This window comes from Microbacterium sp. PI-SA-G, from assembly GCF_057215335.1.
In genome coordinates this window covers 649,171-666,034 of sequence record NZ_CM170103.1, presented here as the reverse complement: position 1 = coordinate 666,034, position 16,864 = coordinate 649,171, and the positions used below count along the sequence as shown (strand labels likewise).

At 68.3% G+C, this 16,864-nt stretch carries 21 protein-coding genes; 16 read left to right on the top strand and 5 right to left on the bottom strand.

Translation table 11 applies throughout. The features are described 5' to 3' along the window. Positions 1–11 precede the first annotated feature (11 nt). Together AC2D10_RS03425 and AC2D10_RS03420 are read right to left on the bottom strand one after the other, a co-directional pair. On the bottom strand, positions 12–764 hold the full coding sequence (locus AC2D10_RS03425) for an MIP/aquaporin family protein (RefSeq protein WP_484710464.1): 753 nt from the start codon (positions 762–764) through the stop codon (positions 12–14). A gap of 92 nt (positions 765–856) precedes the next feature. Further along, positions 857–2,566: a glycerol-3-phosphate dehydrogenase/oxidase gene (locus tag AC2D10_RS03420; protein ID WP_484710463.1), complete on the bottom strand. Its 1,710-nt coding sequence runs from the start codon at positions 2,564–2,566 to the stop codon at positions 857–859. 101 nt (positions 2,567–2,667) lie between these two features. Between AC2D10_RS03420 and AC2D10_RS03415 the strand changes: the two genes are divergently transcribed. Beyond that, a complete protein-coding gene (locus AC2D10_RS03415; protein WP_484710462.1) occupies positions 2,668–3,639 on the top strand; it encodes a sugar-binding transcriptional regulator in 972 nt (323 codons plus the stop codon). A 3-nt stretch (positions 3,640–3,642) separates the two neighbouring features. On the opposite strand, the gene AC2D10_RS03410 is transcribed toward AC2D10_RS03415, so the two are convergent. After that, a complete protein-coding gene (locus AC2D10_RS03410) occupies positions 3,643–4,794 on the bottom strand; it encodes a glutamate--cysteine ligase (protein ID WP_484710461.1) in 1,152 nt (383 codons plus the stop codon). 206 nt (positions 4,795–5,000) lie between these two features. Here AC2D10_RS03410 and rpsP point away from each other — a divergent pair, with 206 nt between their 5' ends. From rpsP to AC2D10_RS03380, 6 genes are read left to right on the top strand one after another with little or no spacing between them, the layout of a single operon-like run. Further along, complete coding sequence (rpsP, locus tag AC2D10_RS03405) at positions 5,001–5,429, top strand: 30S ribosomal protein S16 (protein ID WP_484710460.1); 429 nt, start codon at positions 5,001–5,003, stop codon at positions 5,427–5,429. A gap of 6 nt (positions 5,430–5,435) precedes the next feature. Beyond that, positions 5,436–5,666, top strand: a complete 231-nt coding sequence (locus AC2D10_RS03400; protein WP_363553403.1) for an RNA-binding protein — start codon at positions 5,436–5,438, stop codon at positions 5,664–5,666. 1 nt (position 5,667) lies between these two features. Beyond that, positions 5,668–6,270: a ribosome maturation factor RimM gene (rimM, locus tag AC2D10_RS03395; protein WP_484710459.1), complete on the top strand. Its 603-nt coding sequence runs from the start codon at positions 5,668–5,670 to the stop codon at positions 6,268–6,270. A 17-nt stretch (positions 6,271–6,287) separates the two neighbouring features. Then, entirely contained in the window at positions 6,288–6,983 is a 696-nt protein-coding gene (gene trmD / locus AC2D10_RS03390) for a tRNA (guanosine(37)-N1)-methyltransferase TrmD (RefSeq protein WP_484711798.1), read from the top strand. 40 nt (positions 6,984–7,023) lie between these two features. Continuing rightward, positions 7,024–7,761 (top strand): class I SAM-dependent methyltransferase, encoded by a 738-nt coding sequence (locus AC2D10_RS03385; protein ID WP_484710458.1) that lies wholly within the window; start codon positions 7,024–7,026, stop codon positions 7,759–7,761. Continuing rightward, positions 7,758–8,204, top strand: a complete 447-nt coding sequence (locus AC2D10_RS03380; protein ID WP_484710457.1) for a pyrimidine dimer DNA glycosylase/endonuclease V — start codon at positions 7,758–7,760, stop codon at positions 8,202–8,204. Before AC2D10_RS03385 ends, AC2D10_RS03380 begins: the two co-directional genes overlap by 4 nt. 25 nt (positions 8,205–8,229) lie before the next feature. Here AC2D10_RS03380 and map read toward each other — a convergent pair whose 3' ends face one another. After that, positions 8,230–9,012 carry a type I methionyl aminopeptidase gene (gene map, locus AC2D10_RS03375; RefSeq protein WP_484710456.1) on the bottom strand — a complete coding sequence of 261 codons (783 nt, stop codon included), beginning with the start codon at positions 9,010–9,012 and terminating at the stop codon, positions 8,230–8,232. A gap of 108 nt (positions 9,013–9,120) precedes the next feature. Here map and AC2D10_RS03370 point away from each other — a divergent pair, with 108 nt between their 5' ends. From AC2D10_RS03370 to AC2D10_RS03330, 9 genes are all read left to right on the top strand, one after another. Beyond that, the gene (locus AC2D10_RS03370) at positions 9,121–9,609 is read left to right on the top strand and encodes an MFS transporter permease (RefSeq protein ID WP_484710454.1); all 489 of its coding nucleotides are present in this window, start codon (positions 9,121–9,123) and stop codon (positions 9,607–9,609) included. Positions 9,610–9,776: 167 nt separating this feature from the next. After that, positions 9,777–10,124, top strand: coding sequence for a 50S ribosomal protein L19 (gene rplS / locus AC2D10_RS03365; RefSeq protein WP_484710453.1), 348 nt, complete (start codon positions 9,777–9,779; stop codon positions 10,122–10,124). 119 nt (positions 10,125–10,243) lie between these two features. Beyond that, positions 10,244–10,972, top strand: coding sequence for a signal peptidase I (lepB, locus tag AC2D10_RS03360; RefSeq protein ID WP_484710451.1), 729 nt, complete (start codon positions 10,244–10,246; stop codon positions 10,970–10,972). Continuing rightward, entirely contained in the window at positions 10,969–11,628 is a 660-nt protein-coding gene (locus AC2D10_RS03355; RefSeq protein ID WP_484710450.1) for a ribonuclease HII, read from the top strand. Before lepB ends, AC2D10_RS03355 begins: the two co-directional genes overlap by 4 nt. 40 nt (positions 11,629–11,668) lie before the next feature. Next, the gene (locus AC2D10_RS03350) at positions 11,669–11,995 is read left to right on the top strand and encodes a DUF2469 family protein (protein ID WP_017830719.1); all 327 of its coding nucleotides are present in this window, start codon (positions 11,669–11,671) and stop codon (positions 11,993–11,995) included. Positions 11,996–12,111: 116 nt separating this feature from the next. Further along, positions 12,112–12,474 carry a YraN family protein gene (locus AC2D10_RS03345; RefSeq protein WP_484710448.1) on the top strand — a complete coding sequence of 121 codons (363 nt, stop codon included), beginning with the start codon at positions 12,112–12,114 and terminating at the stop codon, positions 12,472–12,474. Next, positions 12,471–14,000 (top strand): YifB family Mg chelatase-like AAA ATPase, encoded by a 1,530-nt coding sequence (locus tag AC2D10_RS03340; RefSeq protein ID WP_484710446.1) that lies wholly within the window; start codon positions 12,471–12,473, stop codon positions 13,998–14,000. The genes AC2D10_RS03345 and AC2D10_RS03340 overlap by 4 nt, the downstream gene beginning before the upstream one ends. After that, positions 13,997–15,184 carry a DNA-processing protein DprA gene (dprA, locus tag AC2D10_RS03335; RefSeq protein ID WP_484710445.1) on the top strand — a complete coding sequence of 396 codons (1,188 nt, stop codon included), beginning with the start codon at positions 13,997–13,999 and terminating at the stop codon, positions 15,182–15,184. Before AC2D10_RS03340 ends, dprA begins: the two co-directional genes overlap by 4 nt. Positions 15,185–15,275: 91 nt before the next feature. Continuing rightward, the gene (locus AC2D10_RS03330; protein WP_484710444.1) at positions 15,276–16,178 is read left to right on the top strand and encodes a tyrosine recombinase XerC; all 903 of its coding nucleotides are present in this window, start codon (positions 15,276–15,278) and stop codon (positions 16,176–16,178) included. A 28-nt stretch (positions 16,179–16,206) separates the two neighbouring features. Here the strand turns inward: AC2D10_RS03330 and AC2D10_RS03325 are convergent, their stop codons facing one another. Continuing rightward, positions 16,207–16,734 (bottom strand): M23 family metallopeptidase, encoded by a 528-nt coding sequence (locus AC2D10_RS03325; RefSeq protein WP_484710443.1) that lies wholly within the window; start codon positions 16,732–16,734, stop codon positions 16,207–16,209. Positions 16,735–16,864 lie beyond the last annotated feature (130 nt).

Here is a 16,864-nt window from a genome sequence, read left to right as displayed (position 1 = left end):
ATTCAGGTGGGTCAGGCGAGGTGCAGCAGGACGGGCGCCGCGAGGGCGGCGATGGCGCCGCCGATGAGCGGACCCACCACGGGGACCCATGAGTACGACCAGTCGCTCGAGCCCTTGCCCTTGATCGGCAGGATCGCGTGAGCGATACGCGGGCCGAGGTCACGGGCAGGGTTGATGGCGTAACCGGTCGGTCCGCCGAGCGATGCGCCGATGGCGACCACGAGGAGGGCGACAGGAAGAGCCGTGAGCGGGCCGAGGCCCCCGGGCGTGCCGACCTCGACGTCGCCGTAGTCCGCGAACGCGAGGATCACGAACACCAGCACGAAGGTGCCGATGATCTCAGTGACGAGGTTCCAGCCGTAGGAGCGGATGGAGGGGCCGGTGGAGAACACGCCGAGCTTGTTCGCGGCGTCCGGCTCCTCGTCGAAGTGCTGCTTGTAGGCGAGCCACACCACGATGGCTCCGATGATGGCACCGAGCAGCTCTGCGCCGGTCGCGACCAGGAACATCGGGAAGTCGATGGTTCCCGAGATCAGCAGTCCGATACCGACGGCGGGGTTCAGGATGGCACCGGAGTAGGCGGACACCAGGACACCGGCGAACACCGCGAGTCCCCAGCCCCAGTTGACCATCAGGAAGCCGCCGCCGAAGCCCTTGTTCTTGGCGAGCGCGACGTTGGCCACTACACCGCATCCGAGAATGATGAGCATCGCTGTGCCCACCAACTCCGACAGGAAGTAGAGACCGAGATTGACATCAGCCATGTCTTCATTGACCTTTCTCACGGGTCAGGGCCCCTCTGCCCTGACCCTTCATTGGGAATGCGTCGCGAGGAGGGCGACGGTCGGAACCCTCGTCAGCCGCGGGTGCGGGAGGAGAGGTGGAGTCCATGCCTCTCGTTGAGGAGTTCTCGAGTCTGGTCGAGCTCGGCGTCGTGACGGTCGCGGTCCCAGCCCAGCAGCGGTGCCAGTGCATCGGCGATCTCGTCGAGCACATCGGTGTCGGCGTTTCCGATGAAGGCGATGCTGGTGCGGCGCAGGACGACGTCCTGCAGGCGCGTGACCATCTCGTTCTGGACCATCCACTGGAGCTCGCGCGTCGACAGGTCGCCGTCAGCCAGCGGGGCGTCCTCGCCCTGGTGGATGTGCTCCCACACCTGGGCGGCGCGGGTGCCGTAGCGGGCGAGCAGTTTCTCGGCACGCTCGTCGGCCCCGGGCAGGTACTCCTTGATCCAGACGCGCTTCGCCTTCTCGGTGCGCGGGAAGTCGCGTCCGCCACCGATCGCCCGACCGGAGGTCGAGACGGTGCGCGTGCGGTCCACAAGGTCCAGCACGACGTCCGACAGCGATTCGCCCAGAGCGCGGAAGGTGGTCCACTTCCCGCCGACCAGGCTGACCAGCGGTACCGATCCGGTCCGGTCGACCTCGATGCGGTAGTCGCGCGACACGAATCCCGGAGCTGTGTCCTCATGACGGGGGAGCGGGCGGATGCCGGAGAAGCGGTACACGATCTGATCGCGCGACACGGGGATCGTCGGGAAGACGTGGTGGATGAGATCGAAGAAGTAGTCGACCTCCTCTTCCGTGCAGACGGCGATCTCGGCGGGATCCGCGTCGATGTCGGTCGTGCCGACGAGCACACGCCCCTTGAGCGGGTAGATCAGCACGATGCGGCCGTCGGAGTGCTCGAAGAAGATCTCGCGTCCCCGCGTGGCCTCCAGCAGCTCCGGGTGGTCGAGCACGATGTGCGAGCCCTTCGTGCCGCCCATGAAGCGCGTGTCGGTCCCGAGTGCGTCGTTGGTGAGGTCGGTCCACGGACCCGACGTGTTGACGACCACGTCGGCGGCGACCGAGAACTCGGTGCCGCTCTCGCGGTCGCGCAGCAGCACGGTGTCGCCGTCGCGGCCAATCGCCTCGACGTAGTTGAGCGCACGCGCGCCGGGGTGCGCGGCGAGTCCGTCCTGCAGGACATCGAGGGCGAGGCGCTCCGGGTCGTGCATCGAGGCGTCGTAGTACGTGGCGGTGTACTTGATGTTCGGGTCGAGCGAGGGGAGCTCGGCCAGCGAGCGCTTGCGCCCGAGGAAACGGTGACGCGGCACGGTGCCGCCGTCGCGCGAGAAGGTGTCGTAGATCGTCAGGCCGATCTTGATCAGGAACGCACCGCGCTCCTGCGCCTTGCCGCTCTTGTGCGTCAGAAAGCGCAGGGGAGCGGAGAGGATTCCCGAGAACGTGGAGTAGATCGGGATCGTCGTCTGCAGCGGCTTCACGTAGTGGGGCGCGATCTTGAGCAGACCGTTGCGCTCTTCCACGGACTCGCGGACCAGGCGGAACTCGCCGTTCTCCAGGTAGCGGATGCCGCCGTGGATCATGTGGCTCGAGGCCGCGGACGCGCCGGAGGCGAAGTCGCCTCGTTCGACGAGAACGACATCGACCCCCTGTAGGGCCAGATCACGGAACGCCGAGATGCCGTTGATCCCGCCGCCGATGACAAGGACGCTCGTGCGTCCGGATTCACGAACCGCGCGTACTGCAGCGCGTTCGGGTGATGAGTGTGTCGACTCGATCATCCTCGACCTCTTTTCGTTGCTTGCCCTCAGCATCGACCTGTATATGGCTGCGCGCAAGTCGGTTGCACATATGTGCAAGTATGCTGGATGCGGAGGTCGTCATGCCAGATGCGCGCGCACAATCCCGCGACCAGAGGCTGATCGCGGCGCTCACGGCCGCGCAGCTCTACTACATGCAGGACAAGACCATGGAGGTCATCGCCCAGGAGCTCGGAACCTCTCGGTCGTCGGTGTCGCGGTTGCTGAGCTACGCGCGCGAGAGCGGGCTGGTCGACATCCGCATCAACTCGCCGCTCGAGCGTCTGGGCATCCTGGAGCAGCGCATTCGCGATCGTCACCGGGTCGCGGCGCACGTGGTGCCCATGTCGGAGATCGTGAGCGAGGTCGAACGACTCGAGCGCGTCGCGCTCACGGCCGGACGCCTGCTGTCGCAGTTCGTGGACTCGAACATGATCGTCGGCGTCGCGTGGGGATCGACCATCAGCGCCGTGAGTCGCGGGCTCACGCAGAAAGAGACGCATAACACGACCTTCGTACAGCTCAACGGCGCCGGCAACACCCAGACCAGCGGTGTCGAGTATTCGAGCGACATCCTCCAGCGGTTCGGTAGCGCGTTCGGCGCGCAGGTGCAGCAGTTCCCGGTGCCGGCGTTCTTCGACGACCCCGCGACGCGCGAGGCGATGTGGCGCGAGCGGAGCACGCGGCGGGTGCTCGATCTGCAGTCCAAGATGGACATCGCGGTGTTCAGCCTCGGCTCACCCGCCGCCGAGGTCCCCAGCCGGGTCTACGTCGGCGGCTATCTGGGACGGGACGACTACCAGAGCCTGCGGGAGGACCACGCCATCGGCGACGTCGCCACCGTCTTCTTCCGAGCGGACGGCTCATGGCGCGACATCCGCGTCAACGCCAGGGCGACCGGGCCGGGGCTCGATCGACTGCGCCGGGTCCCGCGCCGAGTGTGCGTGGTGTCGGGCATTCCGAAGCTGGTGAGCCTGCGGGCAGCGATCGCCGCCGACCTCATCACCGACGTGGTGCTCGATGAAGGGCTCGCGCGCCAGCTGGTCGAGGACTGAGGGTCACACGTCGCCGGTCGACGATTCCGGGCCGGTGCGGAACTCACGGATCAGGTGGTGCACCACGGCGCGCAGATCGCCGCCGGATGCATCGGCGACAGCGAGCTGACGTGCATAGCTTGCGCCGTCGGCGAGGGTGGTGTGGATGCTGCCGAACTCCCGCGCGCATCCCAGCTCGACGGCGATCGGGGCCAGCTCATCGATCGTCTCGGCGAGATGATCGCGCACCGATCGCTGTGAGCCCTTCTCGTCGATGATGACTCGGGCGTCGAGCCCGTATCGCGCCGCTCGCCACTTGTTCTCGCGGTGGAACCACGCCGGCATCTGAGCGAGGTCACGGCCCGCGTCGAGCTCTCGCGAGAAGTGCTCGACCAGCACCTGTACCAGGGCGGCGATGGCGGCCAGCTCCGGCAGCGTGGACACACCGTCGCAGGCGCGGATCTCGATCGTGCCCCAGCGCGGGGCCGGGCGGATGTCCCAGCGCACTTCGGAGGCGTCGGCCATCACCCCCGTGCTCGTCATGTCGGAGAGATACCCCTCGAACTGCTCCCAGTCCTGGAGCGGCCAGGGGAGCCCCGCCGTGGGCAGCTGCTGGAACACGAGTGCTCGGTTCGATGCGTATCCCGTCCGCTCTCCTGCCCAGAAGGGACTGGAGGCGGCGATGGACTGCAGGTGCGGGAGGTATCCGGTGAGTGCGTTGATGATGGGGAAAACCTTGCGGACGTCCTCCACGCCGACGTGCACGTGGATGCCCCAGATCATCATGTTGCGTCCCCACCACTGGGTCCGTTCGATGAGCGTGTGGTAGCGGGTCTTGTCGGTGACCTCCTGGTCGTACCACTGAGCGAACGGGTGGCTTCCCGCCGACAGCAGCTCGATCCCGGCAGGATCGGTCGCGCCGCGCACGTGCGCGATGGCGTGCGCGATGTCGTCGACCGCGTGCCCCACCGAGTCGCCGACGCCGCTGGTCACCTCGATGGTGTTCGTCAGCAGTTCGCCCGTGACGGTGTGACGCTCCTCGGCGCTCTCGGCCTCGAGGGCGGCCAGCAGCTCGGGTGCGCGCCCGGCGAGGTCACCGCTCACCGGATCGGCGAGCATGATCTCCCATTCCAGCCCGACGGTGGAACGGGCAGACGGGGCGAAATCGAGCGTCACGAGCACAGTCTGACACGCACTTCCCTCGGCGGAGCAACCCCCGTGTCGCCTCGTTTCGCGCCCAGCCCCGCCATCTGGCAGAATAGAAGGTCGGACGACCTGCTCGACCCTCTATCCAGCAGTCTTCCTCCCTCTGAGCTTCCGCCGGGTGTGCACCCCACGCTCCAGGCGACCAGTTCCTTCCTTCCACACAATTCAGGAGAATCGTGGCTGTAAAGATTCGTCTCAAGCGCCTGGGCAAGATCCGCGCGCCGTACTACCGCATCGTCGTCGCCGACTCGAAGACCAAGCGCGACGGTCGCGTGATCGAGGAGATCGGCAAGTACCACCCCACCGAGGAGCCCTCGTTCATCGAGGTCGACTCCGAGCGGGCGCAGTACTGGCTCTCCGTCGGCGCGCAGCCGACCGAGCAGGTCGCCGCCATCCTCAAGATCACCGGCGACTGGGGCAAGTTCAAGGGCGACAAGGACGCGACGTCCACGCTCAAGGTCAAGGAGCCCAAGGTTCCGTTCGAGATCGACGCCGCCAAGAAGTCCGTCGTGAAGCCCAAGGCCGAGAAGAAGGAGACTCCCGCTGCGGAGGCTCCGGCCGCCGACGCGGAGGCCGCTGAGGCTTCCGCCGCCGACGCAGAGTAATCCGTCGTGCTCGCCGCCGCGCTCGAACACATCGTCAAGGGGATCGTCGATCACCCGGAGGATGTCAGCATCAACGAATCCACGTCGCCGAGAGGCGATCTCCTCGAGGTGCGCGTGCACCCCGATGATCGTGGACGTGTGATCGGGCGCGGCGGCCGCACAGCGAAGGCACTGCGGACGCTCATCACAGCCCTCGCCGACGGACGCCGCGTGCGTGTCGACGTCGCGGACGACTGACGTGGTGGAGAAAGACGGCACCCACGGCAAGAACCAGCTGCGCGTCGGTCGCCTCGTCAAGGCGCATGGCCTCAAGGGCGCGCTCAAGCTGGAGCTGTACACCGACAACCCGGAACGTCGGTTCTTCACCGGGGCCGAGTTCACGTTGCAGGTGCCGGAGGCATCGCCGTGGCATGGCAAGACCATCACCGTGCGTGAGTACCGCGTGATGAACGGCAACCCCGTCGTGTTCTTCGACGATGTCGACGACCGTGACGGCGCCGAGACCCTCGTTCGCGCGATCCTGTGGATCGACCAGGACGACGATGAGGTCGAGGACGACGCATGGTTCGACCACCAGCTGGTGGGGCTCGACGTCGTGCGCGACGACACGGTCCTCGGCAAGGTCATGCGGGTGGAGCACTTTCCTGCGCAGGACCTGCTGATCGTGAAGGCGGGCGAGCGCGAGATCATGGTGCCGTTCGTGAAGGCGATCGTTCCGACCGTCGATGTTGCTCACGGCCGCGTGATCGTGACGCCTCCGCCCGGGCTCTTCGAGGACCTCGCGGACGACACGTCCGAGTCCGCCGACGAGGCTTCGCCGGACGCTGACGCGGCCGAGTGACAGCGGCTACGGCTCCCGTGCGCATCGACGTCGTCTCCATCTTCCCGTCGTATTTCGACGGATTGACGCTCTCCCTTCTGGGAAAGGCGCGCACCGCGGGGATTCTCGACCTGCGGGTGCGCGATCTGCGCGACTGGACCGTCGACCGGCATCGCACGGTCGACGACACTCCCTACGGCGGCGGCGCAGGCATGGTGATGAAGCCTGAGCCGTGGGCGCTGGCGCTCGACGAGCTCAGTCGCGACTCTCGTCCCACCATCATCTTCCCGTCGCCCGCCGGCGAGGTGTTCACCCAGGCGACCGCCCGAGAACTCTCCACGCGCGAGCACCTGGTGTTCGGCTGTGGTCGCTACGAGGGCATCGACGAGCGCGTGTTCGACTACGCCGCGACACTCGGCGAGGTGCGCCTGGTCAGCCTCGGCGACTACGTCCTCAACGGGGGAGAGGTCGCGACCATGGCGATGATCGAGGCGATCGTTCGCCTGATCCCGGGCGTCGTCGGCAACCCCGAGAGCCTGGTCGAGGAATCGCACGAGGACGGACTCCTCGAGTATCCGTCGTACACCAAGCCCTCGACCTGGCGTGAGCATCCGGTGCCCGATGTCCTCCTGAGCGGCAACCACGCCGCGATCGCCGCCTGGCGCCGTGAACAGCAGATCGAGCGCACGCGGCGTCGTCGCCCGGATCTCCTGCCGCCCGCTGACCAGGCGTGACGCGATCCGCGCGCTCCGGAGTCGCTGGTAGCGTCGAAGCATGACCGCTGACGCCCTCGCCCGGTCGTTCGAGACCATCGGCGACGACTACGACCGCTACCGTCCTGGGTTCCCTCCCCGCGCCGCCGAGATCATCATTCCTGCGCCGGTGGAGACCGTCCTGGACCTGGGTGTCGGGACGGGGAAGTTCACCGAACTCCTCCCGCCGCGGGCGGATGCGGTGATCGCAATCGAGCCGTCCGAGCGCATGCTGGCGGTGCTGCGCGACAAGCTGCCCGACGTCGACGCGCGTCTCGGAACGGCCGAGAACATACCGGTACCGGACGAATCCGTCGACGCCGTGACCGTGGCACAGGCGTTCCACTGGTTCGATCGCGACCCGGCCTGTGCCGAGATCGCTCGCGCGCTGGTCCCCGGCGGCGTGCTCGGACTGCTGTGGAACCACTCCGACCCGGCATGCGACTGGGACCGCGCGTGCCACCGGATCGTGCATCCGGCGGTGGGGGTGTCCGACACGACGACCGACACGGCGGTCGAGGAGCTGCCCGGCTTCGTGTTCGTGCGGCACGAGGAGGTGCGCTGGAGCGAGCGCATCGCTCGTACCCACTACGTGCGTCGCTGGACGACCGTCAGCGCCTTCCTGGTCGCCGACGAGGCCGAACGCGCTCGCATGTTGACCGAGGTCGAATCCGTCCTCGACCATGCCGCCGACACGAGGGGACGGATGGAGCTCGATCTGCCGCAGGTGACCGACGTGTTCGTGTATCGCCGGGCATGAGGGTCTGGTCGCTGCATCCGCGCTATCTCGATCGTCAAGGACTCGTCGCGTGCTGGCGGGAGACGCTGCTCGCCCAGGCGGTGCTCGCCGGGAGGACGAAGGGCTACGTGGCTCACCCGCAGCTGGAGCGGTTCCGTTCGGTCAGCGCGCCTGTGGCGGCGATCGGTCGTTACCTCGAGGAAGTCGCGGTCGAGGCCGACGCGCGGGGATATCGATTCGACCGGATACGCATCGACGATGCCTCGTCGACGGCGATGGAGCTGATCCCGGTGACGACCGGGCAGCTCGAACTCGAATGGGCGCACCTGCGCGGCAAGCTGCGCGTTCGCAACCCCCATCTCCTGGAGCGCTGGAGCGGGGTCGTCCTCCCCGTACCCCACCCGCTCTTCACCGTGGTCGAGGGCCCGGTCGCCTCGTGGGAGCGCGTGCTCGAGCCCGACTGAGGACCGGTGGATCCGCGTCCCCAGGTCAGTCGACGCCGAGGAACGATCTGTCGGTCAGGACGATGGGGCCGTCGGCCGTGATCGCGACGGTGTGCTCGGAGTGCGCGCCTCGAGACCCGTCGGCGCTGCGCAGGGTCCAGCCGTCGGGATCGGTGACGAGCTCGTCGGTCGTGGCGAGGAACCAGGGCTCCAGCGCGAGCACGAGGCCGTCGCGCAGCGGGAAACCGCGGCCGGGGCGACCGTCGTTCGGCACGTGCGGATCGCCGTGCATGGTGCGCCCCACGCCGTGACCGCCGAAGTCCGTGTTGATCGAGTAGCCCTCGCCGTGGGCGACCGCGGCGACTGATGCCGAGATGTCGCCGATCCTGTTGCCGACGACCGCGGAACCGATCGCGGCGTCGAGAGCGCGCTTCGTCGTGTCGATCAGCCGGAGATCCTCGTCTCGAGCGGTGCCCACGACGAAGGAGACGGCGGAGTCCGCGACCCAGCCGTCGACCGAGACCGCGAAGTCGAGCGACACCAGGTCGCCATCGCGGAGGGTGTAGTCGTGGGGGAGTCCATGCAGGACGGCGTCATTGATGGAGGTGCAGATCACCTTGCCGAAGGGGCTCGCCCCGAACGACGGGTGGTAGTCGATGTAGCAGGACTCCGCGCCGGCCTTGCGGATCAGCTCGTGCGCGCGACGATCGATCGACAGCAGGTTCGTTCCCACCTTCGTGTCGGCACGCAGCGTCGCGAGTGTCTCGGCCACGAAGCGTCCTGCCGCGCGCATCTCTTCGATCTCGGCGGGGGTGCGCAGTTCGATCATCGGTGTCCTTCCGTCCTCTCCATTCTCTCCGATGAACGCCGCCTCAGATGCCGCGCGCTCACAGCGAACATCGGGGCGTCGCGCAGGGGAGCGCCGTACGATCGAGCCATGTGGCTGCGACAGGCGTTCTTCCGCTGGCTTCTTCCGGCGGCGTTCCTGCTGCCCCTCTGGCTGTTCATCGGATGGGCCGTGTTCCAGGGAGGGTGGGCGATCCTCTGGGTGCTCTTCATCGCCATCCCCTCCGTCCTGGTGGGCCAGCTCCTGCTGACGCTGCTCACCCGTTCGCGGCCGTCTGTGCGTTCCGAGCGTGCGGTCTCGTGGTGGGACGTCGCAGGGTTCGCGCTCTGGCACGGTCTCACGATCGCGGTGGGATTCTTCATCGACGGCGCTTTCGGATGGCTGCTCACCGCAGCGATCGTGGTCGGGATCGGCCTGTTCTGGCTGCAGTTCTGGCAGTTGTGGAACGAGGCCAAGGGAAGCGGAGTGCGCCTGCGCGAGACCATCACCTGGCAGACCATCCCGCAGGCCGGGGATGAGAATCCGAGGACCCGGACCCCAGAGGTCATCGTGGTGCGCGAGGACGACACCCGACTCTGACTATGCCGTTTTGGCCGCGGCTCCCATCCGTGGCAGAATGGATGTTTGTGCCGTGATCCGCTCTGCCACAGGGGAGCCCGCGGTCGCATCAGCGCCGTTCGGCACACACACCTTTTCGTTCCTTCCATCACGCATCCGACCTGTGGCGAGTGCAGAGAGAGATGATCATGCAGATCCTCGACGCCGTAGACGCGGCTTCCCTTCGTACAGACATTCCGGACTTCTTCCCGGGTGACACCGTCAAGGTGCACGTCAACATCACCGAGGGCACCCGCTCTCGTATCCAGGTCTTCCAGGGCGTCGTCATCGGCCGCCAGGGCGACAGCGTGCGCGAGACGTTCTGCGTCCGCAAGATCAGCTTCCAGGTGGGCGTCGAGCGTACCTTCCCGGTGCACTCGCCGGTGATCGACCACATCGAGGTCGTCACCCGCGGTGACGTGCGTCGCGCGAAGCTCTACTACCTCCGCCAGCTTCGCGGCAAGAAGGCCAAGATCAAGGAGAAGCGCGACCGCTGACGCGCAGGTTCTCCACAGCACCCCGGGACACGATGTCCCGGGGTGCTGTGTTCTCTCCGCCGTGTGCGAACCTTGACTACGGCCGCCCTTCTTGCGGTGCTTGATCTCGAAGGAACCTGATGACGACTGACTCTCCGGCGGTTTCCACGTCGCGACGCCGCCGAGGTCTCCTCATCTTCCTCCGGGATGTCCTGGTGATCGTGGTGATCGCCGCGGTGGTCTCCTTCGTCGTGAAGACCTTCGTGGTCCGATCCTTCTACATCCCGTCGGCCTCGATGGAGCGGACGCTCCTGGTCAACGACCGCATCCTCGTCGACGAGCTGACGCCGCGCTGGTCGAGCTACGAGCGCGGCGACGTCGTGGTGTTCAAGGATCCAGGCGGGTGGCTCGACGCCATGCCGCAGACGCCCGCCGGTCCGCCGCTCACCGAGGCGATCGACTGGGTGCTGAACTTCGTCGGGATCTCCGCATCCGACTCGCAGGACCACCTCGTCAAGCGCGTCATCGGACTCCCCGGCGATCATGTGGTGTGCTGCAACGCCCTCGGACAGATCACCGTCAACGGCGCGCCCATCGACGAGCTGGGCTACTTGAACCTGCCCGACGGCGACACGGCCGCGTCGAACGAGCCCTTCGACGTCGTGGTCCCCGAGGGGTCGGTGTGGCTGCTGGGCGACAACCGCGATCGCTCGCGTGACGCCCGTGCGCATCAGGACCTTCCCAGCGGGGGCTTCGTGCCGATCGCGAACATCGTGGGCAAGGCATTCCTGACCACGTGGCCACTGGATCGCGTGGGCGCGATCGACGGCCACCACCAGACGTTCAACGGCGTGCCGGATCCGGAATGACCGTGATCGCGCCGAAGCTGACCCTGGAGCGCCGGCTGCTGGGGGAATGCGCTCTGATCATCTCCCTCGATGAGGTCGGACGCGGTGCCCTTGCCGGCCCGGTCGCCGTCGGCGCCGCCGTGATGGATGCCGCGGGCGCCCGCCGCCGCGTGCCTGAAGGACTGCGTGATTCGAAGCTCGTGACCGAGAAGCGCCGCCCGGACGTGGCGTCCCGCGCCGCGGCCTGGGTGCAGGCGTCGTCGGTGGGGTGGGCGAGCGCTGCGGAGGTCGACGAGATCGGCATCATGCGCGCACTCGGACTCGCGGCATCGCGGGCGGTCCTGGGCGTCATGGCGCAGGGTGTCTCCACCGAGGACGCGGTGGTGCTGCTGGACGGGAACCACGACTACGTGTCAGCCGTGCATCCCGGAGCGCTCCGGGTGCGCCCGGTGATCAAGGCGGACCGCGACTGCGCCTCGGTCTCCGCCGCGTCGGTGATCGCCAAGGTCGCACGCGACACCTACATGGCCGAGCTGCACGTCGATCACCCCGCGTACCAATGGAATCGCAACAAGGGATACGCCAGCCTCGAGCATCGCGAGGCGATCCGGGAGCGCGGGCTGTCGCCTTTCCACCGGTCGTCGTGGGCCATCACGGACGCACCCACTCTCTTCTGAGTGCGGCATCGTGTCGCGGCGACTCTAGGATGGAGTCATCATGGATGAGGAAGCCTTCGACGACTACGACCGCGAACTCGAGCTGGCGCTGTTCCGGGAGTACCGGGATGTCGTGTCGCAGTTCCAGTACGTCGTCGAGACCGAACGTCGCTTCTACCTCGCGAACGAAGTCAACGTCGTCCGTCGCGACACCGAACACGACTTCTACTTCGAGATCTCGATGACCGATGTCTGGGTGTGGGACATCTACCGCGCCGACCGCTTCGTCAAGGCGGTGCGCGTGCTCACGTTCAAGGACGTCAACGTCGAAGAACTGCAGCGGCGCGAGTTCGAACTGCCGCAGGAGCTGTCTCTCGACGGCGAGTGACCGGCCGCCATCCGGTTGTTCTCCACAGACGGTGATGCCGCGGAGTTCTCCGCGGTTGCCGTGATGCCGCCCGATCGCCTTCGTGTGACGGGTCGGGGCGTTGAGATGCTGACCTCATGGCAGCGAAAGATCTCCTCGGACGTGCAGGTGAAGAGCGGGCAGCACGGTATCTGACTGCGCTCGGGTATGTGGTGCTGGATCGCAATTGGCGGTGCGATCAGGGCGAGATCGACATCGTGGCGATGTGCGACGCGCACCTGTGCGTGATCGAGGTCAAGACCCGCAGATCGGACGCCTTCGGGCATCCGTTCGAGGCGGTCGACGAACGCAAACGCCGTCGTCTGTGGAAGCTCGGGTACGCGTGGCGGGAGGCGCATCCGGATCAGGCGCGAGGGCTGGTGCTCCGTCTCGAGATCATCGGCATCACCGGTCCGAACCCGGCGTCCGCCGTGGTCGAGCACCTCGAGGACATCGCGTGAGCACCGCGCGCACCTGGGCGGTCGCGCTCACCGGGGTGGACGGCCATATGGTGGAGGTCGAAGCGGATCTGTCGAACCAGACCCCTGATTTCCACATCATCGGTCTCCCTGACAAGTCGCTCGGCGAGGCGGTGCAGCGCGTGCACAACGCCTGTAAGAACTCCGGCCTGGATCTGCCGCGGCGACGCCTGACCGTGAACCTGTCCCCGGCCAGCCTGCCGAAGCAGGGTGCGGGGTTCGACCTGAGCATCGCCGTCTCGACACTCGCCGCGGGCGGCGCCCTCAGCGGGCGCTCGATCGCCGGCACCGTGCACATCGGAGAGCTCGGACTCGACGGCCGACTGCGTCCCGTGCCGGGGGTCCTTCCCGCGGTGTTCGCCGCCGCGAAGGCGGGGTTCCAGCGAGTGATCGTTCCGAAGGCGAACGAGGAGGAGGCCCGTCTCGTGCCCGGGGTGGAGGTGCGCGCGGCCGCATCACTCGCAGAGGTCGCGGTGTGGCACCGCGCGGACGTCGAGGTTCCCGACGTCGACGTCGTGACCTCCGCTGCTGACGACGAACCACAGCACGAGCCGCTCGATCTGGCAGATGTGGTCGGGCAGGAGGAAGCCGTCGAGGCGCTCATCGCGGCGGCCGCGGGTGGACACCACATGCTGCTGAGCGGACCTCCGGGAGCAGGCAAGACGATGCTCGCCCGCCGCCTGCCCGGAATCCTGCCACGGCTCAGCGACGACGGCGCCCTCGAAGTGGCGGCCGTGCGCTCACTCAGCGGGGGAGCTCCGGTGCACCTCGACCCGCGGCCCCCGCTGGAGTCGCCGCACCACAGTGCATCCGTGGCGTCGCTCGTCGGCGGCGGCTCCCGGACGGCGCGCCCGGGCGCCATCGCACGCGCACACCGCGGCGTGCTGTTTCTCGACGAGGCTGCGGAGTTCTCGCGAGTCGCCCTGGATGCCCTGCGCCAGCCGCTCGAATCCGGATCGATCGAGGTGCACAGAGCAGGCTTCACGGCTCGCTTCCCTGCGCGGTTCCAGCTCGTTCTCGCCATGAATCCGTGCCCGTGCGGCAACTACGGAGTGCGCGGGGCGGAGTGCGTCTGCCCGCCCGTGGCAATCCGGCGTTACGCCACGCGACTCTCCGGTCCCTTGCGTGATCGGATCGACATCGATCTGCAGGTGGCTCGGGTGTCTGCGCGCACCGCCATGGCTGGAGGCGGGTCTCCGGTGACGACGGAGGCCGCGGCCGAGCGCGTGCGGCTGGCGCGTGCGCGAGCAGCGGAGCGCTGGCGAGCGACGCCCTGGCAGCGCAACGCCGACATTCCCGGTGCATGGATGCGGCAGGGCGCGCTGCGATTGGCCGCCGCCCATCGCGCGCCGCTGGACAGAGCCCTCGAGCGAGGACTGCTCACACTTCGCGGGTACGACCGGGTCCTGCGACTCGCGTGGACGATGGCGGATCTGGGGGAGCGCGAGCGCCCCGGACTCGATGACGTCGGGCGCGCTCTGCACCTCCGACGGGCGGGCACGGCATGATCGATGTTCTGACGGAAGACGCCGACATCGTCGCCGCGGCGAGAGCGTTGCGACCCGCCGCCGACGACGTGACCGATGCGATCGCACGGGCAGCATGGAGTGTGCTCGCCGAGCCGGGCGACGGGGTCGCCGGAGCGCTCATCAGTGAGTTGGGAGCGGCCGAGGCGCTGCGCGTCGGCGTCGATGACCGGCGTGGGCTGCTCATTCCTCCCTCGTCGTCGGCTCGCTCGACGCGTGCGCTCAGTGAGGCGCGCGCACGGTGGCGACCCCGGGCGTCGGCGCAAGGCGTTCACGACGCTCTCCGCGGCGCCGGTGAGGTCGACGCCACGCTGCTGATCCCCGGCGATGCGCACTGGCCCACGGCGCTCGACGACCTCGGTATCAATGCTCCCGGAGCGCTCTGGGTCCGCGGCGACTCTCGCCTGGTCGGCGAAGGACAGCACCTCTCAATCGTCGGAGCGCGGGCCTCGACCGCGTATGGCGACCTGCTCGCGTCAGAGATCGCCGGAGACCTGGCCGACACCGGAACCGTGATCGTCTCCGGCGGCGCGTACGGGATCGACGGCGCCGCTCACCGCGCTGCCCTCGGGGTGGGAGGACCCACGGTCGCGTTCCTCGCGGGCGGCGTCGACCGCGCGTATCCGGCGGGTCACGCGCAGCTTCTGAGGCGGGTGGTCGACCACGGGGCCGTCGTCAGCGAACTGCCCTGCGGCGCCGCACCGACAAAGTGGAGGTTCCTCTCGCGGAACAGACTGATCGCCGCGCTCGGCGACGCGACGGTGGTGGTGGAAGCCGGATGGCGTAGCGGATCGCTCAACACCGCCGGCCACGCGTCGACGCTGGGCCGACCGCTTGGCGCCGTGCCCGGGCCGGTGACGTCGGCGACCTCAGCAGGGTGCCACCGCCTGCTGCGGGAGTATGACGCGGTCTGCGTGACGTCGTCCAGCGATGTGCGGGAACTGTGCGGGGGAGCACCGGCGAGCGTCCCCGCCGCTGAGAGCCTCGATCCGGAACGCGCACGGCTGCTCGACGCGATGAGCACGCGTACCTCAGTGTCGGTGGCGGAGCTGGCGCGTCGGTCCGGACTGTCGACCACGGCCGTTCTGTCGGGGCTCGGCCTGCTCGAACTCGAGGGCGTCGTCCGTCGCGTGAGGGAGGGCTGGCGGCGTTCGGCGGTGCGGTGAGACGCGGTCGTGCCATCGTTCTCGACGCGACCGCACGCCGGCAACGGCGGGGCGTGACCCGGAGCCGACGTATCCGTTGCAAGCTGTGAGCATGCAACTCGGGGCAGCCACGCACGCGTTCGTCGAACACCTGCAGCAGGTGCGGCGTCTGTCGCCGGCCACCGCGCGCGCCTACCGCTCGGACCTGGCCGATCTCGAGCGTGCCGCCGGCGATGTCGCACTGGATGCCGTCGATCTCGAGACGCTCCGCGAATGGTTATGGCAGGCGACTCAGCGCGGCGACGCCCGGGCGACGCTCGCTCGGCGTGCCGCCACTGCGCGTTCTTTCTTCCGGTGGGCGCACGAGAGCGAGCTCATCGAGCATGACCCGAGCCTGCGCCTCATCGCTCCCAAACGCGGGCGGTCGCTTCCCACCGTCGCCTCGCGCGACACCATGTCCGGGCTCCTCGAGGAGCACCGGGCTCACGCCGCGGACGGGGACCCCCTCGCACTGCGGGATCACGCGATGCTCGAGCTGCTCTACGGCGCCGGCATCCGCGTCTCGGAGCTGTGCGGGCTGGATGTCGATGACATCGACCTCGACCGCGGCACCGCGCGCGTGCTCGGCAAAGGGTCGAAGGAGCGTGTCGTGCCATTCGGGGGACCGGCCCGAGACGCGATCTCGGCGCACCTGACGCGCGGGCGCCCGGTGCTCGTGGCGCGGGGGGCGGCGTCGACCCCGGCCATGTTCCTCGGCGCCCGGGGCGCGCGAATCGGGCCGCGGGCCGTGTACGAGCTCGTCGCGCGGGTGTTGTCGCCGCTGGTGGGCGCCGAGACTGTCGGCCCGCACGCGCTCCGTCACACTGCCGCGACACACCTCCTCGACGGCGGCGCCGACCTCCGCGCCGTGCAGGAGATCCTCGGACACGCGAGCCTCGGCACCACTCAGATCTACACCCACGTCTCGGCGGAGCGACTGACGGCGACATACCGCCTCGCGCACCCCCGGGCATAAGTACGAGCGAGCACGGACTCGTCCGCAGTCACGGGTCGCAGCACGGAAGCAGCACCGCTCGCTCCGCCCCGCCGAACATCGAAAGCGGATCGACGTACGCGCCGTCCACCCGAACGCCGATGTGCAGGGTGTCCGCCGCGCTATGACCACCGGTGCCCACCGTGCCGACCTGGTCACCTGCGGTCAGGACGTCGCCGGGCGTCAACGATGACTCCACCGGCTCGAGAGTGGTCACCACCCCGCTGTCGTGGGTGATCGTGACGAGCGGGCGATCGACCACGGTCCCGCGGAAGGCCACGACGCCGGCCGCTGGCGAGAGCACGGGAGAGCCTCGCATGGCAACGACATCGACTCCGCGGTGCCCTGTGCCGTACGCGTGCGCCGGAGCGCGGTAGGGCTCGACGATCACGCGTGGCTCCTGCGCCGGCCAGATCCACGGCGGGGCGGGCACAGTCGTCGCACGATGCGGCTGAGCCGCGGAAGCGGCTGTCACTCCGAGCGGTGACAGCAGCAGCAGGAGGACGAGCGGGCCCAGCAGGCGGGGACGAACGGTCATGGCGATATCGTCGTCGCCCTGGGCCCCCGGGGGAGCGAGGTGCGACAGCGCTCCACGCGGGCGGGGGAGAGATCGCTCGATCACGGACTCCGTGCAGTCCGGATGAACACGTAGCCCAGCATCGGCCCAC